We start from the raw sequence: 17,931 nt of genomic DNA, 5'->3' as shown, positions 1-17,931 counted from the left end.
GTGGTCGGCGTCGGATCTCCGAGTGGCGCGCGCTCAGCTCGCCGCGGCCAGCGCGGGGACCGCCGGCAGGGGGGCGGCCGGCCGGAGGGCCAGGGCGGCCGAGAACTGGTCGACGACGTGGGCGAGGGCCTCCGCGGCGCCCGGGGCGACGGTGACCGTGCCGTCCTCGTGCGTCGAGATGTCACGGTCCAGGGTGAACCAGCCCTGCACGACATGCGCCGCGCCCATGGAGTTCAGCACCGGGCGCAGCGCGTAGTCGATCGCCAGGACATGGGCGGTGGACCCCCCGGTGGCGAGCGGCAGCACCGTCTTGCCGGTGAGGGCGTACTGCGGGAGGAGGTCGAGGAGGGCCTTCAGAACACCGGAGTACGACGCCTTGTAGACGGGCGTGCCGACGACGACGCCGTCGGCCCGGGCGAACAGTTCGGCGGCCTCGGTGATCGCGGGGTGCCCGAAGTCCGCGCCGAGCAGCGCCTGTGCGGGGACGGCGCGGACGTCGAGGGGGACCACCGCGTGGCCCTGGGCGGTCAGCCGGTCGTCGAGGTGACGCAGCAACCGGTTGGTGCGCGAGGAGGCGGAGGGACTGCCGGAGACGGACAGGACGGTGGCCATCGGTTCTCTTTTCGGGAGGGCGGACGGACGCGGCGGAACGCCCGGCGGAGTCTGCGCGGGGCGTACGTCGAACGGGACGCGGGACGGGAAAGGGCCCAACAGGTCGGCGTCGCGGCCGGGTTCGGGCCGTGCGGAGAGTCACCCGCAGGGCGGCGCCGGGCCGGTGCGGCAGCGCGGGGACGAGGCGGCGGATCGGCGGGATCAGGCCGCGGTGCGACAGGAGGTGCTGGAGACGCGCGCGAGGTCGACGTGGCGTCGCCGCGTGAAATCCCGTCGCGTTGTCATGCCTTCGATCGTGGCAGCCGCGATCGAGGGCGGTCAAGGAGGACCGGCCCGGTCTCGCCACCCGGACCCGGAATTCACACGGGCGTGACACTGCGGACCGACGGCTCCCGGGACACGTGCGGCGCTCGCACAATCGGGAGATCCCTACCCTCTCACCACTACACATAAGGGCGAAATAAGAGCAGAATGCACTTATGCGGCGCTACCGCACACCGCATCAGAAGCGGTCGGCCCTGCAAGTCAAAGGAGACGACTCATGGCCAACGTCTCGCACCCCCGAGGTGACATCTCCAGCCACCCGGACGCCCCGGAAATGCAGGCGCGCTACGCGCGCGTGCTCGGTGGTCGCGACGTGGCACTCGTGGACGGGCCGGTGTTCCTGCTCGGCCTCTACTGTGCCGTGTCCCCGTGGATACTCCACTTCACCGCCAGCCAGCCCTCACTGGTGGCCCACAACCTGATCGTGGGCATCGCCATCGGCCTGCTGGCTCTCGGGTTCACCCGGGCCCCGGAGCGCATGTACGGCCTCAGCTGGGCCATGTGCGCGATCGGAGTCTGGATGATCATTTCGCCCTGGATCGTGGGCTCGAGTCCGGACGCCGGTGTCATCTGGAACAACATCGTCATCGGCGCCCTGGCAGTGCTTCTGGGCATGGTCTGCGCCGGTACGGCGGCGCGGAGCGCCCCACGCAGGCCCTAGACGCACCGGAAGGAAACGGCACGGGCCGGTCCCGCACCCGCGGGCCGGCCCGTCGTCCGTGCCTGCCTCCAACGCCAACGCCAACGCCAACGCCAACGCCAACGCCGTCACCGTCACCGACACCGACCGGCGGACTGCACCGGCCCGCAGCGGGCAGACGCATCACTGCGGGGGCTTGACGAAGAGGGGTGGAGATGGAGATCGACGGCATTGTCAGCGCCATCGTCATCGGCGTCGTCATCGGCGTGCTGGGCCGGCTGGTCGTCCCCGGCCGGCAGCGCATCGGCGTCCTGTGGACGATCCTCGTCGGCATCGTGGCCGCGCTCGTCGGATCGTGGGTCGCCTCGGCGTTCGACGTGGCCGACACGGACGGTGTCGACTGGGTCGAGTGGCTCATCCAGATCGGCCTGGCCGCGGTCGGTGTGGCCGCGCTGGACCGGTCCCGGTCCCGGTCGCGCCCGGGCCGTTGAGGGCCTGACCGTCACCTGCTGCGGAGCCACGCCTCGTACCAGGTGACGGTCGCGTCCACGGCGTCCGCGAGCGGCGTCGGAGCCGCCCCGAAGAACCGCTCGAAGGCACCGGAGTCCATGACCTGCGGCTCCGTGTGCTGGTAGAACATCTCCTCGTACTCGGCCATCAGCAGTTCGTCGAAGGGGCCGTAGGGGCGGGGCCGTTCCAGTACCACGACGTTCAGCGGGCGGCCCACGCGCTGCTCGATCAGCGCGTGGATCTCGCGCGTGCTGACGGCGGGCGCGGTCGGCAGGTGCCAGACGCGACCGTCACCGTCGGGGCGCTCGCCGAGGGTGGCGAGAGCGGCCGCCACGTCCTCGATGCCGGAGTAGCTGTGCGGCAGATCGATGTCCCCCATGGCGACGACGTCCCCGCCGGTGAGGGCGCCGGGGAAGACGGCCGCGCCCAGGGAAGAGTTGAGCACGCCGGGACCGAAGAAGTCGGCGCTGCGGCCGAGGACCACATGGGCCCGGCCGGACCGGTGGGCGGCGAGGTACCGCTCGTCCAGTTCGGCACGCATCCGTCCCTTGCGACTGGTCGCCTTCCAGGGGCTGTCCTCGGTCATCACCGCTCCCCCGGTCTCGCCGTACGGGTAGAGGGTGTCGAGCACCACCAGCCGGGCGCCGCTCGCCTCGACGGCGGCCAGGACTGCCTCCTGGACCCGGGGCATCACCTCGACCTGGAGGTGATAGGCGACGTTGACGCAGTGGTACACGACGGCCGCGTCGCGTATGGCGGCGCGGGCACCGTCGGCCGTGCTCACGTCGGCGGGGACCCGCTCGACGCCCTCGATCGCGGGACCGGCGGCCCTGCGGTCCACCAGGCGGACGGGGTGGCCCCGGCGTACCAGCTCACGGGCGAGCGCGGTGCCGGCGGGACCGGATCCCAGGACGACGTGCGGGGCGGGCGGCTGCGGGATGGCGGCGGACATGGCGCTCCTCTTGCCTCAAATCGCTATGATTACTCGCTTCTGTTAGAGACTCTAACTCCAGCGATTACGGATAGCAAGATGGCAGGTCCGGGGAGACATAGGCTGACCGGGAAGGATCACGTCACGAGGAGGACGGTGCACCATGGTCGTGAACGACACCGAACTGCCCCACCTGCGCCGTTGTGTGGAGCTGGCGGCCGAGGCACTGGAAGCCGGCGACGAGCCGTTCGGGTCGGTGCTGGTGGGCGGGGACGGCACGGTGCTGGCCGAGGACCACAACCGGGTGGCCGCCGGCGACCGGACCCGTCACCCGGAGTTCGAGCTCGCGCGCTGGTCCGCCGCCCGCCTGACCCCGGAGGAACGGGCCGCGGCCACCGTGTACACGTCCGGCGAGCACTGCCCGATGTGCGCGGCCGCACACGCGTGGGTGGGCCTGGGTCGTATCGTGTACGTCGCCTCGTCGGAGCAACTCACGGGCTGGCTGGTGGAGTTGGGCATACCGGAGCCGCCGGTGCGGCCGCTTCCCGTGCAGGAGGTGGCGCCCGGCGTGACCGTGGAGGGCCCGGTGCCGCAACTCACGCGGGAAATCCACGCCCTGCACCGGCGCTTCCACTCGGGACGCGCCTGAGCACGGGACGCGCCTGAACCGGGGCACCCGCCCGAGCGGCGGATACCCCGGTCGGCGCGGTCAGTCCCCGGCGCCCGGCCGGAAGCGCCGGTAGAGGACGGTTCCGCCCAGCACGAGCGCGGCGCCGCCGGCGAGGGCGGGCAGGGTGCGGTCCGTACCGGTGTGGGCGAGGGACACCTCTTCCCGCGGCGGAGCGGCGTGCGGGGACGGTCCGGGCCCGGCACGCTCCTCCTCGGGGGCGGACGGCTCCGCCGGGGGCCGTACCGGCTCCGGGTGGTCACCGGAGTCGTTCGTCGACTCGTTGCCGACGGCCGGGTTGCCGATGCCGGCCACGTTGACACTGTTGCCGCTGACGTTCACCGGGAGGTGCACCGGCAACTGCACCCCGTTGCCGGAGAGCACTCCGGGCGAACCCTTTCCGCTCCCCTCGGCGACCGCGCCGCCGGACGTCCCCCGGGACGCGCTGCCGGACGTACCGTCCGAGGCTCCCGCCGTCTGGTGCGACGCCCCGGGGTGCGACGTCCCCGGCTCCCCGGAGTTGGCGCAGCCGTTGCCCGCGGCCGGGTTGAGGAGCCCCACCACGTTCACCGTGTTGCCGCACACGTTGACCGGCACGTCCACCGGGAGCTGGACCGTGTTGCCGGAGATCAGCCCGGGCGAACCGGCCGCGGATCCGTCGGCGCCGGCCCCGTCGGACGCGAACGCCGCGTACGCCGGCATCGTCACGGCCAGCGCGCCTGAGGCGGCGACGGCGAGCACACCGTTTCGGGTAACCCTTCTCATGAGGCTCCCTGCCTTCCAGACATGGTCGCGGGCACTCGCCCGCACCGTCTAAAACGCGGGCGCACCATCCGAGTTATGGCTTATCGGTCTTTCACCCCATCGAGTGGGCGGTTCATCGAACAAGCGGCGCACCGTCCGGTGCGATGCCGCCCGGAGGCGCCGGGTGCGCGGCCCGTTTATGGTGAGCGAGGGCGCCGACCACCGGTCCGCGACGGGGCCCCGGGAGGCATCGATGCAGGCCAAGCTGGAGACTCGGCCCTCGGTCCGGCGCTGCGCGGTCACCGGAGCGCTCGGCCTGGCCCTGCTGGGTGCGGGCCTCCCCGCCGCGAACGGCGCGACCACCGCAACCGCCGCGACCACGGCGACCACGGCGACCACGCGGGACGCCGGGTCCGGCCTGTCCCGGTTCTACGACCAGAGGATCAAGTGGTCGGCGTGCGAGGGCACGGACATGCCGAAGGACCTGCAGTGCGGCAAGGTCACCGTCCCCCTCGACTACGCGCGGCCCAGGGGCGGGACCCTGGAACTGGCCCTCGCCCGGTACCGGGCGACCGGCGACTCGCGGGGCTCGGTCCTGCTGAACTTCGGCGGCCCCGGCGGCTCCGGCGTCAGTGAACTCGCCGCGGGCGGCAAGGAGTTCATGCACCTCACCAACGGCTACGACGTGGTGTCCTTCGACCCCCGCGGCGTCGGCCGGTCCTCCCCGGTCTCCTGCGGACCGGCCACCCTGAAGATCATGGAGGCGACGGACGGGGACGGAGGGATGGGCGACCCGGAGGACGTGCTGAAACGGCTGCGGGACGCGGCGTCCGAGTGCGCCAAGTACTCCGGCCCCGTGCTGCCCCACATAGGCACCGTCGACGCGGCGCGCGACATGGACGTGATGCGCCGGGCACTCGGCGACGACCGGCTCAACTACCTGGGCTTCTCCTACGGGACCCGGCTCGGGGCGGTCTACGCGGCGCGGTTCCCGGACAAGGTCGGCCGGATGGTTCTGGACGGCGTGGACACCCTGACGGAACCGCTGGCCGAACAGGGGCTGGCCGGGGCGCGGGGGCAGCAGACCGCGCTGGAGAACTTCCTCGACTGGTGCGCCGAGGACATCGCCTGCCCGTTGGGCCAGGACGCCCGGGAGGCTCGGGACCAGGTCGAGCGGCTCGTCGCCTCCCTCGACGCCGACCCGGTGCCGTCCGCGTTCGGCGAGCCCTTCACCGGGCAGGACATGGTCGGCGCGATCGGCCAGGCGCTGTACAGCCGGGAGTTGTGGCCGTCGCTGGAGCGGGCCCTCGCGCAGTTGCTCGAGGACGGCGACACCCGCGGCCTGGAGGGCTTCTCGTCGGGCGGCGTCACCTTCCCGGTACGGGCACCGGTACCGGTCCGGGGCGACGGGACGGCCGGCCTCACCGACGAGGAGGACGTCCCCATGGACAACCTTCCGGCCGCGCTGATGGCGATCAACTGCGCCGACGACCCCGACCGTCCCACCGCCGCCCAGGTCACCGCGTCCCTCGACCGGCTGCGCGCGCGGTACGAGGACGCCTCACCGGTCTTCGGCCGGTACCGGCTCACCCAGGTGCTCATGTGCTACGGCCGGCCCAGGGGAACGGACTACATCCGGGACGACGTGAAGGACCTCGACACCGCGAGGATGCTCCTGGTCGGCACCCGCGGCGACCCGGCCACGCCGTACCGCTGGACGACGGAGACGGCCGACCGGCTCGGGCCCTCCGCCGTGGTCCTGGACAACCGGGGCGAGGGACACACCGGATACGCGTCGTCCAAGTGCGTGCACCGCAAGGTCGACGACTTCCTGCTGTACGGTTCCCTGCCGCCCGACGGCAGCTCCTGCGGCCCCGAGGCCGCCGGCGACCGGTCCGACTGAGCGGCGACCGGTCCGGCTGAGCGGCGACGGGTCCGACCGATCGGCCATCGGTTCCGAATGCCCGATATGCCTTATATACCCGTGGCGCATATCGTGCTGACATGGAGCACGATCTGAGTCCCGCCACCCTCGCCGGACTGCGGCGCCCCCGCCCGTATCCGGCCGTGTCCGTACTGACGCCGACGCACCGCCGCGAGCCGGACAACGCCCAGGACCGCGTCCGGCTGCGCAACGCGGTCGCCGCGGCCAAGAAACAGCTGGAGGAGGATCCGGCGGTCAGCCGCGACCGGCGTGCGGAGGTGTCCCGCGAGCTGGACCGGGCGCTGGCCGAGATCGACCTGACGTACGCCGAGGACGGTCTGGCGATCTTCGCCGCACCCGGTGAGCACCAGGTCTGGACGCTCAGCCGTTCCGTGCCCGAGCGCGTGGTTCTCTCGGACACCTTCCTGACCCGCAACCTCGTTGCCGCGCAGGCGGCCGAGCGGCCGTTCTGGGTCCTGTCGGTCGCCGCCGACCGCGTCAAGCTGTGGAGCGGTGGCGCGGACCGGGTCGTGGAGGAACACCTCGGCGGCTTCCCGCTCGACCGGCCCGCCGAGGACTTCGACCCCGAGCGTCAGGAACGGATCGGCGACGCGCCGAGCACCTTCCGGGACGAGGGCACCCGCAAGTTCCTGCGCGACGCCGACGCCGCGATGGGCAAGGTCCTGCGCGCCCACCCCCGGCCGCTGTACATCACCGGCCCCGAGCCCGCGCTGCCCCTGTTCGAGGAGGCGGGCACGCTCGCCTCGGACGCGGTGCTGGTCCCGCACGGCGGGCTCGCGCACGGCACCGCCGAGGCGGTGTGGCAGGCGGTGCGGCCCGTGCTCGAGAACGAGGCGCGCGGGTCCGTCGAGGCGGTGGCCAGGGAACTGGACGCGGCCCGCGGCCGCAAGGACTTCGCGGCCGGGGTCGACGAGCTGTGGGAGAGCGCCCACACGGGCCGCGTCCGGCTGCTGGCCGTCGAGGAGAACTTCAAGGTGACGATGCGCGACGACGGCGAGCACCTGCTCCCGGCCGACGACGGCGACCTCGACGCCCGGGAGGACATCGTGGACGAGATCGTCGAGCAGTGCCTGGAGACCGGCGCCGAGGTCCGTTTCGTGCCGGACGGCGCACTCGGGGACGCGGACGGCATCGCAGGCGTACTGCGCTACTGACGCCGGCCGCCGCACCCGCGGGCCGGCCCTCCCCCTGCCTCTTGACGCGCGTGAAAGCCTGTTCGCCGTACACGTGCCCGCTGCCGGCGGGTGCGCGGCGGACGGCGAGGGAGCGGGCACGGCGTGAGTGAACTTCTGGGTGTGGCGGTCCTGGGTGCGGGGCACATGGGTGCCGACCACATACGACGCGTCGACCGGGTGGTGAGCGGCGCCCGGGTCGCCGCGGTGGCGGACCCCGACGCCGAGCGGGCGAAGGAGGCCGTGGGCGGGATCGGCGGGAGCGGCAGGATCAGCGTGCACACGGACGTCGAGGCCGCGCTGGACGCGCCGGGTGTCGGGGCGGTCCTGATCGCCTCGCCCGGCGAGGCGCACGAGGACGCGCTGCTGGCCGCCTTCGCACGAGGGCTGCCGGTGCTGTGCGAGAAGCCGATGGTGCCGGACTCCGCGGGCGCGCTGCGCGTGGTGGAGGCCGAGGCGCGCCTCGGCAGAAGGCTGGCGCAGATCGGGTTCATGCGGCGGTACGACGCCGAGTACCGGCAGTTGAAGTCCCTCCTGGACGTCGGGCGCCTCGGCCGGCCCCTGATGCTGCACTGCGTGCACCGCAACGTCTCCTCGCCCCCGCACTTCACCTCGGCGATGCTGATCAACAGTTCCGTCTCGCACGAGATCGACGCGGCCCGCTGGTTGCTCGGCCAGGAGCTGAGTGCGGTGACCGTACTGCGTCCGCGCCCGTCGGCGGGTGCGCCCGAGGGCCTGCTCGATCCGCAGCTGGTGCTCTTCGAGACCGAGGGCGGCGCCGTGGTGGACGTGGAGGTCTTCGTCAACTGCGGCTTCGGCTACGAGGTGCGCTGCGAAGCCGTCTGCGAGGCGGGCAGCGCCCGGATCGGTGCGGCGCACACCATGGTGGTCACGGCGGCGGACGGCGCGCGGGAGGAGGTGCCGCAGGACTACCTGGTGCGGTTCGCGGACGCCTACGACCACGAGGTGCAGAGCTGGGTGGATGCCACCCGGCGGGGCCGGGTCACCGGGCCGGGCGCCTGGGACGGGTACGCGGCCGCCGCGGTCGCCGAGGCCGGGGTGCGGGCGCTGGAGACGGGCGCACGCACACCCGTCGACATGGCACTCCGTCCGGCCCTGTACGACCAGGCATAGAACAAGAGTCCACCGAACACCCGGGCGACGACGCCCGCGGACCCTCATCCCCTTCAAGTCCCGTAGGGAGCCTACGACTTACCCCGCGGCCCGAGTATGCCGAACACGTACCCGAGTCACCCCGGGAAGACTGTGGCATATGCCGGAAGCACCACCGTATCGTGTGTTGCCGAATCCCTTACGGGGCATGGCGGGCTGTGCAACAGTCGTAACGGTCCTTCCGCCAGCCTCGGTTCCACCTTGGTCGTACCGTCAGCACATCGGAGTGCGTCATGTCGTCCCATCTCTCCGCGGACCACCCGGCCGCCCAGCCACCGGGACCCGGCTCGGTCGAGGCGCTCATATCGCAGACCCGGCGGCTGCGGGGCGACGTGGACGCGGTACGACGGGACAGCCAGGACGACACGACGGACCCCCGGGGGCGCTGGCAGCGCGCCCTGTACGACCTGGCACTGCACCAGCTCACCGACCTCGACGCGCACCTGGCGCAGCTCCGGGACGGCCCGGCACCCGCGCCGCGCGCCGGTTCGCTGCTCAGCCGGGTCGGCAGCGCGGAGTGGAACCTGCTGACGGACGAGGCCGAGTGGTCCGCGGAACTCTTCCACATCCTGGGCCGCGACCCGGCGTCCGTCCCTCTCAGCCTCGACGAACTCCCTTCCCTCGTACTCGCCGAGGACCGGCCGAAGCTCACCGCGATGGTCACGGACTGCCTCGTCGACGGCCGCCCCATCGACGGCGAGTTCCGCGTGGCGCGCCCCGACGGGACCGTACGCACCGTGCACATGATGGGCGAGCCGGTCCTCGACGCCGACGGCAGCACCGCCTCGATGTGGGCGGTACTGCGGGACGTCGGCGAACTGCGCCGCAGTCAGCGGGTGGTGAGCGAGACCCGTGACTCGCTCCGGCGTCACCGGCCTCCGCCCTGGCAGGGTCTCCTGCGCTTCCCGGACGAGGGCCGGCCCGGCCTGGACCTGGCCGCCGCGCACCTCCCGCCGGCGTCGGCGGGCCGGCGGCCCGGATACGGCGGGTGGTACGACGCGTGTCCGCTCGGCGCCGACGGCGAAACCCTGCTCACCGTCGGCGACTTCGGACACCCGGAGACCGAGGCCCACGGCCCGGCGGTACTGATCGGCGCCCTGCGCGGCCTGGCGCTGGCCGGCACCCGGCCCGGGCGACTGCGGGACGGGCTCGCCGAACTGCTCCGTTCCACCGCCCTGCCGCCGGTGGACGGCGCCGTGTACTGCGGCTACCGGCCGGACACCCACGTCCTGACCTGGACTCATGCCCCGGGCCCCGTCCCGCTGCTCTTCCGCGGTGGAACGGGGCGTGCGCTGTCCGGACAGGGCGGACCATCGGGGCAGGCCGAGGCGGCCCTCGAAGCGGGCGACCTGCTCCTTCTGCACACCGGAGCACTCGAACCGGCGGCCGTGGAGCACCTCCTGTCCCTGGCCCGCCGCCTGACAGCCGCGGATTCGGCCGGGAACGGCCTACGCATCGTGACCCGGGAGCTGGACGAGTTTCCGGGTCGTCAGGACGCCTGTGTGCTGGTCGCCCGGGTGACACCGTAGGTCCGCGGAGCGCGTCGCGCCCTACGCCGACGCGATGGTGCCGCCCTGCCCCTCCCCCCTGGGCGACCTGCCCTTGGGCAGCGCCAGCTTGATCTCCTCCCGCAGCTCCTGGATCTTCGGGTATCCGGCGTACTCGGCGGTGAGACGGTACATCTGGCGCAGCCGGTCCCAGGTCCGCTGGGAGGAGTTGGAGCCCATCGACACCAGGGCCAGGCGCGCGTACCGGTCCGCCTGTTCGGGGTCGTCGGCGATGAAGCAGGCGGAGGCCATGGACAGGTAGTCGAAGATCTTGGACCGCTGCCGGCCGTCGATCCTGAGGGCCAGGGCCTTGTCCGCGTAGTGCTGGGCGTGCGCGGCGGCCCCCGGTTCGAACTCGGCGAGCGTCCGGTAGGCCAGCGCCTGCATGCCGTACAGGTCCTCCTCCTTGAACGTCTGCATCCAGTCCGGGGGCGGCACGTCCGCCTTGTCCGAGACGAAGAGGTCCTCGGCCCGGCCCAGGGTGCGGCGCATCGCCTGGCCCTTGCCCATGGATGCCTGCGCCCAGGCCTCGATGGTGTAGAGCATGGCCTTGGTGCGCGGCAGTACCTGCTCGCCGGAGCCGGACTGGGCGAGTTTCATGAGGTCCAGGGCCTCGTCGGGGCGGCCGAGGTGCACCATCTGGCGGGCCGCCCGGGAGAGCGCCTCGCCCGCCCGGGGCCGGTCGCCGCCCTCGCGTGCGGCGTGGGCGGCGATGACGAAGTACTTCTGGGCGGTCGGTTCCAGACCGACGTCGTGCGACATCCAGCCCGCGAGGACGGCGAGGTTGGCGGCGACGCCCCACAGGCGCCGCTGGAGATGGGGTGGGTGGTGGTAGGCGAGCATGCCGCCCACCTCGTTGAGCTGGCCCACCACGGCCTTGCGCTGGAGGCCACCGCCCCGGGCGGCGTCCCAGGCGCGGAACACCTCGACCGAGCGCTCCAGTTCCTCCACCTCCTGCGACCCGATGGGGGCGGCCTCGTAGCGGTCGAACCCGGCGGGGTCGGCGTGCAGGGGTTGGTGGAGGTCGGGGGCGTCGGCCGCCAGGGCCGGGTCGGTGTGCAGCCAGTCGTGCATGGCGCTGCTGAGTGCGGAGCCCGCGGCGAGCGCGGCGCCCGCGCCCACCAAGCCGCGTCGGTTGAGCATGAGGTCCATTCCCGTGAATTCGGTGAGGACCGCCGCAGTCCGCTCGGGCGCCCACGGCACGCCGTCGGGATGCTCTTCGCTCCCGTCGTGTGGCCGTTTCCCCGCACGCCCGTGCCGGACCAGACCGAGGTCCTCGATGGTCACGACACGGCCGAGACGCTCGGTGAACAGAGCCGCCAGCACCCGCGGCACCGGATCGCGCGGGATCTCTCCCATGTCGATCCACCGCCGCACCCGCGAGGTGTCGGTCGCCAGCTGGGGGTGGCCCATGGCCGCCGCCTGCCGGTTGACCAGCCTCGCGAGTTCGCCCTTGGACCAGCCGGCCAGGCCGAACAGGTCCGACAGGCGGGTGTTGGGTTCTTTGCTCACTACAAGCCCCCAGGTTCTCGGCTGAGTTGACAGTAGCCCCGTGCGGGTTGCCGGGCGACTATTCGCCACCGTTCGCCAGGGTGCGCCAGATGGTGTGCCACGGGCGGCCGGGTGTCAGGTAGGAATGCGCCAACCCGACCCGGTCGCCGCGGGGGTACTCCCCAGGGTGGCCCCCGGCGGCCGGTCGGGCGGCGCGACGGCTTTCGGAAGACGTGCCGCCTCCGGTACCGAACGGACCGGACCGGCACCCCTCTTCAGGCAGGCACAGCAGGCACACGAAGGGATCTGTCTCGCCCATGTACGCAGCATCGTCCTCCGTGTCCGCCCCGCAGCGCTCGCTGCACCCCCGCCCGACGGCGGGCGGCGGCCCCTATCTCGCCCCAGCGCGTCCGGCGGCCCCGGTGCTCGGGGCCGGCAGGGCGCGGCTCGGCGCGGGGCCCGGCACCCAGCCGCTCAGCGGGAGAATCGACCTGTCCGGCCCCCAGGGGGCCCAACTGCGCACGGCGATCGCCGCCGTGCACCGGATCTGCCCGGAGTTCTCCCCCGTGCAGGTGCTGCGGCGCAGCGGGCGGTCCGTGCTCCTGGTCGGTACGACCGGGCGCAGCACCGCGGTGGCCAAGTGCTTAGTGGACCACTCCCCCGCGTGGGCGGAGCGCAGCCGGCACGAGATAGGGGCATACCGCTCGTTCGTCCGGCAGCGCCCTCCGGTGCGGGTGCCGAGACTGATCGCGGCGGATCCGGACAACGGCACGCTGGTCATCGAGCGGATGCCCGGACGGGTGGCGGCGCTGCAACGGCACCCCCTGGAGGCGCCGCCGCGGGCGGACATCAGGGCGACGATCGGAGCGGTCTGCCGGCTGAACGCCTGGCGGCCACCGGCCGGCACCTTCGACGCCCCACTGGACTACGCGGCCCGGATCTCCCGCTACCACGAGCTGGGGCTGCTCACCGACCGGGACCTGGGCGACCTGCAGAAGCTGCTGCACGGCATCGCCCACGCGGGAGGGCGCCAGGGCATGGGCCAGTTCTGTCACGGTGACGCGCTGCTGTCCAACGTCCTCATGTCCCCGGCCGGTCCGGTGCTGGTGGACTGGGAGCACGCCGGCTGGTACCTGCCGGGCTACGACCTGGCGACGCTGTGGGCGGTCCTCGGGGACGCTCCGGTGGCCCGCCGTCAGATCAGCCAGATCGCCCAGTCGACGGGCACGGCGGCGCGCGACGCGTTCCTGGTGAACCTGATGCTCGTACTGACCAGGGAGATCCGTACGTACGAGACGGCCGTGCAGCGTTCCATGCACGACACGGTCGGGGCGGCGCCTGGACCGGCCCAGCCGGGTGCCGCGCCGACCGGCGAGGAACAGCGGCTGCTGCTGCGCCGGTTGCACGACGACTGCCAGCTGGCCCGGCGGGCCGTGCGGGCGGCGGTCGGCACGCGCTGACGGGACGGCGCGAGGAGGACGACGGTGCGCGGTGTGCCCTTCCGACAGGGGGGCGCACCGCGTTTCTCGTGTCCGCCCGCCCAAGATGCGCAGGGGCCACAGGTGTACGCCACTGACGCCGTGCAGGCCCGTGGCCCGCCGCCACGAAACTCGCCGAACCCCTTGCTGACGTGGGAAATCATCGCCATGACGGCATGATTGACGGATCGTCGGACCGCCGGGTACGACTGACCCAGCCCGGCCCCGCACGCCCGTCACGTCCCCTCATGCCCGATCGTCACAGGAGGCCGTTTTGCGAGGATCCCCCGTCCTGCCCGCCCTGGCCACCGCCGCGCTGCTGCTGCCGCTGCTCGGCGCGGCCCCGTCGGCCGCCGTGCCCACGGACGCGCCACCCGCCCCGGACCGCCTACAGCGGGCGTTCGCCGCCGCGGCGGCCGAGTACCACGTGCCGCAGAGCGTTCTGCTCGGCGTCTCCTATCTCCAGTCCCGCTGGGACGCGCACGGCGGAGCGCCGAGCGTGACCGGCGGCTACGGCCCGCTGCACCTCACCGATGCCCGTACGGCACTGGCCGAGGCGCCCCGGTCCCACCACGGCGGGGGCTCGGAGGACCCGCGCGGCGACGACGCGCGCGCCGCGCTGCACCCGGCGGGCGGTGCCACCGCGCCGTTGGGCGACCTGCCGGACCGGCTGACCACGCTGCCGAGGGCCGCGGGGCTGACCGGGCTGAGCCCCGAGGCGCTGCGCACGGACCCGGCCGCGAACGTGGCGGGCGGTGCGGCGCTGCTCGCCGCCGCGCAGCGCGACCTGGGTGAGCCGCTGAGCGCGGATCCGGCGGACTGGTACGCGGCGGTGGCCCGATTCTCCGGCGCGGAGGACTCCGCGACGGCGGCGGCGTACGCGGACGACGTCTACGAGGTCATCCGCACGGGTGAGCGGCGCGTCACGGACGCCGGCCAGCGGGTCTCGCTGGCCGCCCGCCCCGGCGTGGCGCCGGACGTCTCGCGGCTGGACGGCGCGGGCCTGCGCGCCGCTTCCGCGGCCGGTACGGAGTGTCCGGGGTCGGTGTCCTGCGAGTGGGTCCCGGCCCCGTACGAGGAGTTCGGCGACGGCGACTACGGCAACCACGACCTGGGCGCCCGGCCGGCCTCCCAGCGCATCCGGTACATCGTCGTGCACGACACGGAGGGCACCTGGAACGGGGTCCTCAACATGGTCCAGGACCCCACCTATGTGTCCTGGAACTACACGTTGCGCTCCACCGACGGTCACATCGCCCAGCACGTGAAGGCGAAGGACGTGGCCTGGCACGCGGGCAACTGGTACGTCAACGCGAAGTCGATCGGTCTGGAGCACGAGGGTTTCCTGGCGGAGCCGGACGCCTGGTACACGGAGGCGATGTACCGGTCGTCGGCGCGGCTGGTGAAGTACCTGGCGAAGAAGTACGACATCCCGCTGGACCGGCAGCACGTGCTCGGCCACGACAACGTGCCCGGCACCACCACGGCGACGATCCCGGGCATGCACGCCGACCCGGGTCCGTACTGGGACTGGCGGCACTACTTCCAGCTGCTCGGCCGCCCCTTCCAGCCGACCGCCGGCAAGAAGTCCGGCCTGGTGACGATCCGCCCCGACTACGACGCCAACCGTCCCGGGTACACCGGCTGCGAGACGGCGGGCGAGCCCTGCGCGGCGCACGGCTCCAGCGAGGTGCGGCTGTACTCCGACCACGACGCGGACGCGCCGCTGATCAAGGACATCGGCCTCGGCACCGCCCCCACGACCGGGGTGAACGACCTGTCCTCCCGGGTCTCCACGGGCCAGCAGTACGCGGTGGCCGACCGGTGGGGCGACTGGACGGCCATCTGGTACCTGGGGCAGAAGGCCTGGTTCCACAACCCCGGGAAGAGCCCGGCCGCGGTACCCGCGTCGGGACGCGTGGTCACTCCGAAGAAGGGCCTGGCGAGCGTCCCGGTGTACGGGCGCGCGTATCCGGAGAAGGCGGCCTACCCGGCGGGCGTGCCCGCCCAGGCGGTGTCACCCCTGCCGTACACCCTGCCCGCGGGGCAGAAGTACGTCGTCGGTGAGAAGGTGCCGGGCGAGTACTACTACGCGGTCACCTTCGACGAGGCGTCCCACCGGGTGGTGACCGGCAAGGACCAGTACTACGAGATCCAGTACGGTCACCGGGTCGCGTACGTGCGCGCCGCCGACGTGACGGTTTCCGCAGCCCGGTAGCCGCTCGCCGGGGCCGGGTCTCAGCCCTGCTGGAAAAGCTCCGCCGGGAGCGGCTTCAGCAGGGCGTACAGGTCGTCGGTGATGGGGCGGTCCCAGGCGGCGATGGTCACGAGGACGCCGTCGCTGCGGTCGAACTGCACGCAGGAGATCCGGCTCTCGGAGAGCTTGAGGCGGCGCACGATGAGCAGGTTGTCGCCCTGCATGACGGGGACGTCCTCGGCGCCGACGACGGTGATCTCCTCGTCGTTCTCCAGCGCGAGCAGCAGCTGGGCCACTTCGAAGGGGATCTCCCCCTCGGGGACCTCGCGGGCCGGGGAGCCGTCCGGGAGGTTGCCGATGATCATCGCGGGGCCGCGGCCGCCGAACAGGTCGTAGCGCAGGAAGACGCCCTGACAGGTGCCGTCGGGCGCGGGCAGCAGACCGGCGCCGAGATTGCCGGGCCAGTCGCCCGGGTCCATGGCCAGTACGTCGAAGTCGGGCCCGGCGGGCGTGGCGCTGCGGCGGCGGAGGAACGACATGCCGCCATGGTACGTGGCCGGGCGCCGGGAACGGCGTGCGGGCGGCAGCCCGGCCGGGCTACGCGGTCCGCCGCTGCCGGTCCTGGTGGCGGGCCACTCTGGCCCGGTTGCCGCAGGAGGGCCTGCACCACTCCTGACGCGGGTGCTCCTTGAGGAAGTAGCGCACGCAGCGCGGCGCGTGGCAGGCCCGCAGCCGCTTCAGGTCGGGCCCCGCGAGGAAGCCGATCACGGCCTGTGCGAGGGCGGCGGCGAGGTCGGCCCGGACGCCCTCGGCGGGGGCGGCGCGTACGACGGGCTCGGCGGTGTCGGCCCAGGCCAGGACGGGGACCGTGGGGGTGCGGGCGGCAGTCTCGTTCAGGCGCTGCAGGGCCTCGGGCACGGGCAGCAGCCGGGCGGCGTCGGCGGGGCTCGGCTCGCCGGGGCGCACGGCGCGGGCGAAGAGGGCGCGGGCGGCGGCCCGTACCTCACGGACGGCGGCCAGGGTGGCCGCGTCGGCCTCGAAGACCTCGGCGTCCGGCACCGCGCCGGGGTGCGCCCCGACCCAGGCGGTGAGCCCGGCCGGGTCGGCCAGTTCGTCGGCGACGCCGCCGTGCCCGTCGTGCCGGACGGTCAGCGCCAGGTCGAGCGCGGTCCGGGTGTCCCTGCTGGGCGAGTCCTGCATGCGGCCGATGATAGGCACGCCGGGCGGGGCGGGGTGTCACTCCTGCGGGGGAGCCGGCGGCACCACCGCGATCGGGGCCGCCGCGTGCAGCAGCACGGCGTGGGTGACCGACCCCATCATCCTGGCGGGGACCAGCAGGCGCCGGCGGTGCCGGCCGACGACGACCAGGTCGGCGTCCTTGGAGGACGCGACCAGGTTCCCGGCGGCGTCACCGGGCAGGGCGTGGGTGTCGACCCGGACGTCGGGGTGGCGTCCGCGGTAGGGGGCGAGCAGGCCGTCGGCCAGGACCCGCGTCTCGCTCTCGACGGAGACCTCGTCGATCACCAGGGGCATCATCTGCCCCGCGGCGGCCCAGGTCTGCACCGGCCACGGGTAGGCCGCGACCACCTGGAGGCGGGCGCCGCGCAGCTCGGCCTCGGTGAAGGCGAAGGACAGGGTGGCCTCGTCGGGACTGTCCACGTGCAGGCCGACCACCACCCGGGGGCCGGGTTCGGCGGGTGCCTCGCCGTGGACCTCGCGTCCGGGCCGGGGCACCACGACGACGGGGCACTGCGCGTCGCGGGCGGCGGCCATGCCGTTGGAGCCCAGCAGCAGGCCGGCGAAGCCGCCCCGGCCCCGCGAGCCGAGGACGAGCAGCTGGGCGTCCGCGCCCAGTTCCGGCAGCAGGGCGCCCGGAACGCCTTCCATGCCCACGTACTCCGTCGGCACCGCGAAGGCCCGCCCCTGAAGGTGCGCCCGTGCCTGGTCGAGCGCGGGGTCCTCGGCGGTGTCCGGCGGGCCCGCTACCAGGACGTCGGTCTGGGCCCAGGCGGCGTACTGGCGCACATGCACCACCCGCAGGGGTGCCTCGCGCCGGTGGGCGGCGTCGAGCGCCCAGTCCAGGGCGCGCAGGCCGTCGTCCGAACCGTCGACCGCCGCGATGACCGGCAGGGTGCTCATGGGTCCTCACCTCCGGAGTAGGGACTTCCCCCCGGCGGCGGGCCGGACACCCGGGTTCGGCCGGTCGGCGCACCCGCGGTGTCCTACGTGAGGTCGAACTCCCCTTCCCGCGCTCCCGACACGAACGCGCCCCATTCCGCCGGGGTGAAGATCAGGGAGGGGCTCTGCGGGCTGCCGCTGTTCCGCATCGCGATGAATCCCTCGACAAAGGCGATCTGGACATCCCCCAGGCCTCGGCTGCTGGACTGCCACTGCGCGTTGCTGAGATCCAGCTCCGGCTTGTCCCAGCCCATGAGCGGGCGCTGGTGGGTGGTGCTCTCGGCCACGTCCGTGCTCCTCCCGGTTTCGTCGTCCGCGGCCA

The 17,931-nt window shown here is 73.2% G+C and carries 17 protein-coding genes; 9 read left to right on the top strand and 8 right to left on the bottom strand.

Annotation, left to right across the window (positions count from 1 at the left end; all coding sequences use genetic code 11):
- Positions 1 to 33 precede the first annotated feature (33 nt).
- Positions 34 to 612 carry an NADPH-dependent FMN reductase gene (gene ssuE, locus C4J65_RS32290; RefSeq protein ID WP_115745608.1) on the bottom strand — a complete coding sequence of 193 codons (579 nt, stop codon included), beginning with the start codon at positions 610 to 612 and terminating at the stop codon, positions 34 to 36.
- 541 nt (positions 613 to 1,153) lie between these two features.
- Between ssuE and C4J65_RS32285 the strand changes: the two genes are divergently transcribed.
- Positions 1,154 to 1,597 carry an SPW repeat protein gene (locus C4J65_RS32285; RefSeq protein WP_115745607.1) on the top strand — a complete coding sequence of 148 codons (444 nt, stop codon included), beginning with the start codon at positions 1,154 to 1,156 and terminating at the stop codon, positions 1,595 to 1,597.
- Positions 1,598 to 1,791: 194 nt separating this feature from the next.
- Entirely contained in the window at positions 1,792 to 2,067 is a 276-nt protein-coding gene (locus tag C4J65_RS32280) for a GlsB/YeaQ/YmgE family stress response membrane protein (protein ID WP_115746742.1), read from the top strand.
- Between the two features lie 11 nt (positions 2,068 to 2,078).
- On the opposite strand, the gene C4J65_RS32275 is transcribed toward C4J65_RS32280, so the two are convergent.
- Entirely contained in the window at positions 2,079 to 3,038 is a 960-nt protein-coding gene (locus C4J65_RS32275; protein WP_115745606.1) for an SDR family oxidoreductase, read from the bottom strand.
- Between the two features lie 142 nt (positions 3,039 to 3,180).
- Between C4J65_RS32275 and C4J65_RS32270 the strand changes: the two genes are divergently transcribed.
- Positions 3,181 to 3,666: a nucleoside deaminase gene (locus tag C4J65_RS32270; RefSeq protein ID WP_115745605.1), complete on the top strand. Its 486-nt coding sequence runs from the start codon at positions 3,181 to 3,183 to the stop codon at positions 3,664 to 3,666.
- Positions 3,667 to 3,726: 60 nt separating this feature from the next.
- Here the strand turns inward: C4J65_RS32270 and chpB are convergent, their stop codons facing one another.
- A complete protein-coding gene (gene chpB / locus C4J65_RS32265; protein WP_115745604.1) occupies positions 3,727 to 4,449 on the bottom strand; it encodes an LAXTG-anchored chaplin ChpB in 723 nt (240 codons plus the stop codon).
- A 232-nt stretch (positions 4,450 to 4,681) separates the two neighbouring features.
- Between chpB and C4J65_RS32260 the strand changes: the two genes are divergently transcribed.
- The 4 genes from C4J65_RS32260 to C4J65_RS32245 all read left to right on the top strand — a co-directional run bounded on the left by C4J65_RS32260 (position 4,682) and on the right by C4J65_RS32245 (position 10,247).
- A complete protein-coding gene (locus C4J65_RS32260; RefSeq protein WP_115746741.1) occupies positions 4,682 to 6,331 on the top strand; it encodes an alpha/beta hydrolase in 1,650 nt (549 codons plus the stop codon).
- Between the two features lie 101 nt (positions 6,332 to 6,432).
- Complete coding sequence (locus C4J65_RS32255; protein ID WP_115745603.1) at positions 6,433 to 7,527, top strand: chemotaxis protein; 1,095 nt, start codon at positions 6,433 to 6,435, stop codon at positions 7,525 to 7,527.
- A 123-nt stretch (positions 7,528 to 7,650) separates the two neighbouring features.
- Positions 7,651 to 8,679: a Gfo/Idh/MocA family oxidoreductase gene (locus tag C4J65_RS32250; protein WP_115745602.1), complete on the top strand. Its 1,029-nt coding sequence runs from the start codon at positions 7,651 to 7,653 to the stop codon at positions 8,677 to 8,679.
- 272 nt (positions 8,680 to 8,951) lie between these two features.
- Positions 8,952 to 10,247 carry a PAS domain-containing protein gene (locus tag C4J65_RS32245; RefSeq protein WP_115745601.1) on the top strand — a complete coding sequence of 432 codons (1,296 nt, stop codon included), beginning with the start codon at positions 8,952 to 8,954 and terminating at the stop codon, positions 10,245 to 10,247.
- A gap of 21 nt (positions 10,248 to 10,268) precedes the next feature.
- On the opposite strand, the gene C4J65_RS32240 is transcribed toward C4J65_RS32245, so the two are convergent.
- A complete protein-coding gene (locus C4J65_RS32240) occupies positions 10,269 to 11,777 on the bottom strand; it encodes a hypothetical protein (RefSeq protein WP_115745600.1) in 1,509 nt (502 codons plus the stop codon).
- Positions 11,778 to 12,073: 296 nt separating this feature from the next.
- Between C4J65_RS32240 and C4J65_RS32235 the strand changes: the two genes are divergently transcribed.
- Together C4J65_RS32235 and C4J65_RS32230 are read left to right on the top strand one after the other, a co-directional pair.
- Positions 12,074 to 13,216, top strand: coding sequence for an aminoglycoside phosphotransferase family protein (locus C4J65_RS32235; protein ID WP_162833458.1), 1,143 nt, complete (start codon positions 12,074 to 12,076; stop codon positions 13,214 to 13,216).
- 292 nt (positions 13,217 to 13,508) lie between these two features.
- A complete protein-coding gene (locus C4J65_RS32230; RefSeq protein ID WP_240330570.1) occupies positions 13,509 to 15,452 on the top strand; it encodes an N-acetylmuramoyl-L-alanine amidase in 1,944 nt (647 codons plus the stop codon).
- Between the two features lie 20 nt (positions 15,453 to 15,472).
- Here the strand turns inward: C4J65_RS32230 and C4J65_RS32225 are convergent, their stop codons facing one another.
- From C4J65_RS32225 to C4J65_RS36925, 4 genes are all read right to left on the bottom strand, one after another.
- Positions 15,473 to 15,970 carry a hypothetical protein gene (locus tag C4J65_RS32225; protein ID WP_007389815.1) on the bottom strand — a complete coding sequence of 166 codons (498 nt, stop codon included), beginning with the start codon at positions 15,968 to 15,970 and terminating at the stop codon, positions 15,473 to 15,475.
- Positions 15,971 to 16,028: 58 nt separating this feature from the next.
- A complete protein-coding gene (locus C4J65_RS32220; protein ID WP_205351103.1) occupies positions 16,029 to 16,631 on the bottom strand; it encodes a CGNR zinc finger domain-containing protein in 603 nt (200 codons plus the stop codon).
- A 36-nt stretch (positions 16,632 to 16,667) separates the two neighbouring features.
- Positions 16,668 to 17,570 carry a universal stress protein gene (locus C4J65_RS32215; protein ID WP_115745598.1) on the bottom strand — a complete coding sequence of 301 codons (903 nt, stop codon included), beginning with the start codon at positions 17,568 to 17,570 and terminating at the stop codon, positions 16,668 to 16,670.
- Positions 17,571 to 17,653: 83 nt separating this feature from the next.
- Positions 17,654 to 17,863, bottom strand: coding sequence for a DUF397 domain-containing protein (locus C4J65_RS36925; RefSeq protein WP_167308736.1), 210 nt, complete (start codon positions 17,861 to 17,863; stop codon positions 17,654 to 17,656).
- Between the last annotated feature and the right edge of the window lie 68 nt (positions 17,864 to 17,931).

It is taken from the genome of Streptomyces sp. CB09001 (genome assembly GCF_003369795.1).
Taxonomy (GTDB): Bacteria; Actinomycetota; Actinomycetes; order Streptomycetales; family Streptomycetaceae; genus Streptomyces.
The sequence above is the reverse complement of the archived record's forward strand: the minus strand, read 5'-3'. Positions and strand labels throughout refer to the sequence as shown.